This is a genomic window from Ramlibacter sp., assembly GCF_035706265.1.
Taxonomy (GTDB): Bacteria; Pseudomonadota; Gammaproteobacteria; order Burkholderiales; family Burkholderiaceae_C; genus Ramlibacter.
The window spans coordinates 1-5721 of the sequence record NZ_DASSVG010000037.1 but is presented as its reverse complement, the minus strand read 5'-3'; the positions used below and the strand labels follow the sequence as shown (position 1 = coordinate 5721).

Genomic DNA, 5721 nt, shown 5'->3' with positions numbered 1-5721 from the left:
CGGGTTGGAGTTGATCAGGATGACCTTGTAGCCCTCCTCGCGCAGCGCCTTGCAGGCCTGCACGCCGGAGTAGTCGAACTCGCAGGCCTGGCCGATGATGATCGGGCCGGCGCCGATGATGAGGATGCTCTTGATGTCTTGACGCTTGGGCATGGCTTTACTTCTTCTTCGCGTCCATCAGGCCGGTGAAGCGGTCAAAGAGATAACCGATGTCGTGGGGGCCAGGGGAAGCCTCCGGGTGGCCCTGGAAGCAGAAGGCGGGCCTGTCGGTGCGGGCGAGGCCCTGGAGCGTGCCGTCGAACAGGCTGACGTGCGTGGGCCGCAGGTTGCCGGGCAGGGTCTTCTCGTCCACCGCGAAGCCGTGGTTCTGGCTGGTGATGCTCACGCGGCCGCTGTCCAGGTCCTTCACCGGGTGGTTGGCGCCGTGGTGGCCGAACTTCATCTTGAAGGTCTTCGCCCCCGAGGCGAGCGCCATGATCTGGTGGCCGAGGCAGATGCCGAAGGTGGGATAGCCGTCCTCGATCAGCTCCCGGGCGGATTCGATCGCGTAGTCGCAGGGCTCCGGGTCGCCGGGGCCGTTGGAGAGGAACACGCCGTCGGGATGGAGCTTCTTCACTTCGGCGGCGGGCGTCTTCGCCGGCACCACCGTCACCTTGCAGCCGCGCTCGGCCAGCATGCGCAGGATGTTCTTCTTCACGCCGTAGTCGAAGGCGACCACGTGGTACTTCGGCTGTTCCAGCTGGCCGTAGCCCTGGCCCAGCTGCCATTCGGTCTGCTCCCAGCCGTAGGACTTGGGCACGGTGACGACCTTGGCGAGGTCGAGGCCGTTCATGGCCGGCGCCTTGCGCGCCTCGGCCACAGCCTTCTCCACCAGTGCGGGCGTGATCTCCTCGCCCTGCTTCAGCGCCAGGATGCAGCCGTTCTGCGCGCCCTTGCTGCGCAGGATGCGGGTGAGCTTGCGGGTGTCGATGTTGGCGATGCCCACGGTGTTCTCGCGCTGCAGGTACTGCTGCAGCGTCATGTCGGCGCGGAAGCTGGAGGCGATCAGCGGCAGGTCGCGGATGATCAGGCCGGCGGCGTGCACCTTGGCCGCCTCGACGTCCTCGGCGTTGACGCCGTAGTTGCCGATGTGCGGATAGGTGAGCGTGACGATCTGCTGGCAGTAGCTCGGATCGGTCAGGATTTCCTGGTAGCCGGTGAGCGCCGTGTTGAACACGACTTCGCCGGTGGTGCTACCGGTGGCTCCGATCGAATTGCCGAGAAAGACCGTTCCGTCTGCGAGCGCCAGGATGGCGGGCGGGAATGCGCCCTGAAGCGACGAAAGCACTGGGTTCTCCGGATGGTGACGGACACGCCCAGAACGCATGTCGAGAAGATTTCTCGAAGCTGCTTTGGTCGGGGGAGAGGCTGATGCGCTACGGGCGTGGGGGGTTTCGGGAAAGCCGCTGATTATAACCCGGTGGAGGGTTTTCCCTTGGAGCGATTGTTGGCTTTACGCCCTCGCGGCGGCGCTGGCGTGCAGGCAGATCGCCGCCGCCGACGCCACGTTGAGCGACTCCTCCCCGCCCGGCTGCACGATGCGGACGAACTGCGCGGCCCGCTGGGCCAGCGCGGCGCTCACGCCCTGCCCCTCGTGCCCGAAGACCCAGGCGCAAGGCCACGGCAGAGCCGCCTGGTGCAGATAGTCCCCCTGGTGCGAACTGGTCGCCAGCATCGGCACCGCCAGCTTCGCCAGCCCTTCGGGCTCCAGCCCTTCCAGCAGGTGCAAGCCGAAATGCGCCCCCATGCCGGCCCGCAGCACCTTGGGACTCCACAGCGCCGCCGTGCCCTTGAGCGCCAGCACCTGCCGGAAGCCGAAGGCGCCGGCGCTGCGCAGGATGGTTCCGACGTTGCCGGCGTCCTGCAGGCCGTCCAGCACCACCGAGGGCGCGTCGGGCTGCAGCGCCGGTGCGGCCGGCAACGGCAGCACGAAGCCCATGCGGGCCGGCGACTCCAGCCCGCTGAGCGACGCGAACAGGCTGTCGTCCACCACCACGGCCTTGCCGCCCGCCTCCGCCCACTGCTGCCCGGCGCTGTCCCAGTACGAGGCCTGGAACACCGCATGCGAAGGTTTCAGCCCCCGCTGCAGCGCGGCCCGGCACAGGTGGTCGCCTTCGAGCCAGACCCGCCCCTGCTTGCGGTAGGCGCCGCTGTCCTGCGCCAGCCGCCGCAGCTCCTTCAGCAGCGCGTTGTCGCGGGAGGAGATGAACTGCGGGCCGGAAGTCACTCGAACTGCGCCGCCACCGGCGCGAAGTGGCGGCGGTGGTGCACGCAGGGCCCGTGCACGCGCAATGCGGCCAGGTGCTCCGGCGTGCTGTAGCCCTTGTGCGAGGCGAAGCCGTACTGCGGGAAGAGTTCGTGCAGCTCCACCAGCATGCGGTCGCGCGTGACCTTGGCGATGATCGAGGCGGCGGAGATGGACTTGATCTTGGCGTCGCCGTCGACGATGGCCTCCGACAGGATCTCCAGCTTGGGCAGCCGGTTGCCGTCCACCAGCACCTTGGCCGGGCGCAGGCGCAGCCCTTCGACGGCGCGCTTCATCGCCAGCATCGTGGCGTGGAAGATGTTCAGCTCGTCGATCTCCTGCACGCTGGCCATGCCGACCGAGCAGCACAGGGCCTTCTCGCGGATCTTGTCGTACAGCTTGTCGCGCTGCAGCGCCGTCAGCACCTTGGAGTCGTTGAGGCCGTTGATGCGCCTCTTGTCGTCCAGGATCACGGCGGCGGCCACCACGGGGCCGGCCAGCGGCCCGCGCCCGGCCTCGTCGACGCCGGCGACGAGGCCGATGGGATCGGGAAAGAGCAGCGGCTTCTGCGCCGGCTTCGCCGCCCGGGTCCGGATCGTCGTCGTGACGATGCGCTGCACCGTCTCAGGAGGCGAGGACTTTTTCGATGGCATCGGTGGCGAGGGTGGCGGTGTCGCGCAGCAGCTGGAGGTGCAGCGCGTGGAAGCGCTCCTGCACGGAGCGCATTCTGTCAGGCTGCGCGAACCAGCCGGCCAGCGCCCCGCAGAGCTTGTGGGGTCTTGCGTTGGCCTGCAGCAACTCCGGCACCACGAATTCGCGGCACAGGATGTTGGGCAGGCCCACCCAGGGCTGCAGCTGGCGCGGCTTCATCAGCGCGTACGTGAGCCAGCTGGTCCGGTACGCGATCACCATGGGCCGCTTGAACAGCGCCGCTTCCAGCGTCGCGGTGCCGCTCGCCACCAGGGCCACGTCGCAGGCGGCCAGCGCCCCGTGCGACTGGCCGGTGACGATGGTGAGGTGGCGCGGCCCCTTGCGGCCGCGGGCGATCTGGCTGATGCGCGCCTGCAGCGCCGGCACGGCCGGGATCACGAACCAGGAATCCGGGTGGAGCTTCTCGAACAGCGCCGCCGCCTTGAGGAAGCGCGCGGTCAGCGCCTCGACTTCCGAGGCGCGGCTGCCGGGCAGCAGCGCGATCACCTTGCCGTTGAGGGGCAGGCCCAGCGTGCGGCGCGCGGCCGTCCGGTCCGGCTCGAGCGGGATCGCGGCCGCGAGCGGGTGGCCGACGTAGGTGGCGGGGATGCCGTGCTTCGCCAGCAGCTCCGGCTCGAAGGGGAAGATGCACAGGACGTGGTCGCAGGCCTTCTTCAGCTTCTCGACCCGCTTCATGCGCCAGGCCCAGATCGAGGGGCAGACGAAGTGCACCGTCTTCACGCCGCCGGCGCGCAGTTGCTGCTCCAGGCCGAGGTTGAAGTCCGGCGCGTCGACGCCGATGAAGACGTCGGGGCGTTCGGCCAGCAGCCGGTCGCGCAGCTGCTCGCGGATGCGCAGGATCTCGCGCAGGTGCTTCAGCACTTCGGCATAGCCGCTCACCGAGAGCTTCTCGGCCGGCCACCAGGGCTCGAAGCCGCGGGCGTGCATCTGCGCGCCGCCGATGCCGGCGGCCGCGAGCTGCGGCCAGCGCGCACGCATGGCGTCCAGCACGTGGCCGGCCAGCAAGTCGCCGGACGCCTCTCCCGCGACCATGGCGAAGCGCGGCGCGGCCATCTAGCGGGCGATGCCGCGCGTGGCGCCGGCGAGGAAGGCGCCCATCAGGGCCGCGTCGGGCGCGGCTTCGGGCGTGGATTGCGGCAGGGCCGCGATCGCTTCGCGCGCGGCCTCCAAAGTGCGGCCCTCGCGGTACAGCAGCTTGTGCATCTGCCGGATCGCGGCAATGCGCTCGGCGCTGAAGTCGCGCCGGCGCAGGCCCACCGTGTTGACGCCGCGCACCGCGAGCGGATTGCCGTCCACCAGCATGAAGGGCGGGACGTCCTGCGACACCGCGCTGGCGAAGCCCACCATGGCGTGGGCGCCGACCTTGACGAACTGGTGGATGCCGGTGAGCCCGCCGATGGTGACCCAGTCGCCCAGCTCCACGTGGCCGGCCAGCGTGGCGTTGTTGGCCAGCGTGGCATGGCTGCCCACCACGCAGTCGTGCGCGATGTGGGTGTAGGCCATGATCCAGTTGTCGTCGCCGATGCGGGTGACGGCCTTGTCCTGCACCGTGCCGACGTGCAGCGTCACGAACTCGCGGATCGTGTTGCGCTCGCCGATCACCAGCTCGGTCGGCTCGCCGCGGTACTTCTTGTCCTGGTTGGCGGCGCCGATGGAGCCGAACTGGAAGATCCGGTTGTCGCGCCCGATGGTGGTGTGGCCCTCGATCACCACGTGCGCCCCGACCGTGGTGCCGGCGGCGATCCTCACGTGCGGCCCCACGATGGTGTACGGGCCGATCACGACGCTCGCGTCCAGCTCCGCCTGCGGATCGACGATCGCGGTGGGATGGATGTTCGCCACGGGAGGCGTCCTCGTCAGGCGACGGTGCGCATGGTGCACATGAGCTCGGCCTCGCAGGCGATCTCCTCGCCGACGCGGGCCGTGCCCTTGAACTTGTAGATGCCGGCCTTGTGGCGCAGCAGCTCGACGTCCATCACGAGCTGGTCGCCCGGCTCCACCGGCCGCTTGAAGCGGGCGCCGTCGATGCCGGCGAAGTAGATCACCGAATTGGGGTCGCGGCTGCCGGCCTCGTCGGCAAAGGCCAGCAGGCCCGCCGTCTGCGCCATCGCTTCCAGCATCAGCACGCCCGGCATCACGGGCCGGTGCGGGAAGTGGCCCATGAAGAACGGCTCGTTGATCGTCACGTTCTTCAGCGCCTTGATCGTCTTGCCCGGCTCCACCGCCAGCACCCGGTCCACCAGCAGGAAGGGGTAGCGGTGCGGCAGTTTCTTCAGGATGTCGTGGATGTCCATCATTTCTTCTCTAGCGCCTTCTCCAGCGCCTTGATGCGGTCGCGCAGCGTGTGCAGCTGCTTCAGCGTGGCCGCGTTCTTTTCCCAGTTCGCATTGTCGTCGATGGGAAAGATGCCGGTGTACAGGCCCGGCTTGTGGATCGAGCGGGCGACGAAGGTTCCGGACGAGATGGTCACTCCGTCGGCGATGCTCAGGTGCCCCAGGATCATGGCCGCGCCGCCCAGCATGCAATGCCGGCCGATGGTGGCGCTGCCGGCGATGCCCACGCAGCCGGCAATGGCCGTGTGGGCACCGATGCGGCAGTTGTGGCCGATCTGGATCAGGTTGTCCATCTTCACGCCGTCCTCGACCACGGTGTCGGCCAGCGCGCCGCGGTCGATGCAGGTGTTGGCGCCGATCTCCACGTCGTCGCCGATGCGCACGGCACCGAGC

General features: G+C 69.0%; 6 protein-coding genes and 1 pseudogene. All 7 read right to left on the bottom strand.

Annotated elements, in window-relative coordinates:
* Nucleotides 1–157 precede the first annotated feature (157 nt).
* Entirely contained in the window at nt 158–1327 is a 1170-nt protein-coding gene (carA, locus tag VFM98_RS01205; RefSeq protein WP_325108060.1) for a glutamine-hydrolyzing carbamoyl-phosphate synthase small subunit, read from the bottom strand.
* Between the two features lie 165 nt (nt 1328–1492).
* A complete protein-coding gene (locus VFM98_RS01200; protein ID WP_325108059.1) occupies nt 1493–2266 on the bottom strand; it encodes an RNA methyltransferase in 774 nt (257 codons plus the stop codon).
* A gap of 8 nt (nt 2267–2274) precedes the next feature.
* Nucleotides 2275–2937 (bottom strand): annotated as a pseudogene (gene rnhB / locus VFM98_RS01195) (ribonuclease HII); the annotation flags it as partial.
* Entirely contained in the window at nt 2909–4048 is a 1140-nt protein-coding gene (lpxB, locus tag VFM98_RS01190; protein ID WP_325108057.1) for a lipid-A-disaccharide synthase, read from the bottom strand. The pseudogene rnhB and the gene lpxB, both read right to left, overlap by 29 nt.
* Nucleotides 4049–4837 carry an acyl-ACP--UDP-N-acetylglucosamine O-acyltransferase gene (lpxA, locus tag VFM98_RS01185; RefSeq protein WP_325108056.1) on the bottom strand — a complete coding sequence of 263 codons (789 nt, stop codon included), beginning with the start codon at nt 4835–4837 and terminating at the stop codon, nt 4049–4051. It lies immediately after the preceding gene.
* Nucleotides 4838–4851: 14 nt separating this feature from the next.
* A complete protein-coding gene (gene fabZ / locus VFM98_RS01180; protein ID WP_325108055.1) occupies nt 4852–5292 on the bottom strand; it encodes a 3-hydroxyacyl-ACP dehydratase FabZ in 441 nt (146 codons plus the stop codon).
* The coding region (locus VFM98_RS01175) for a UDP-3-O-(3-hydroxymyristoyl)glucosamine N-acyltransferase (protein ID WP_325108054.1) at nt 5289–5721 on the bottom strand (433 nt) is incomplete at its 5' end. The genes fabZ and VFM98_RS01175, both read right to left, overlap by 4 nt.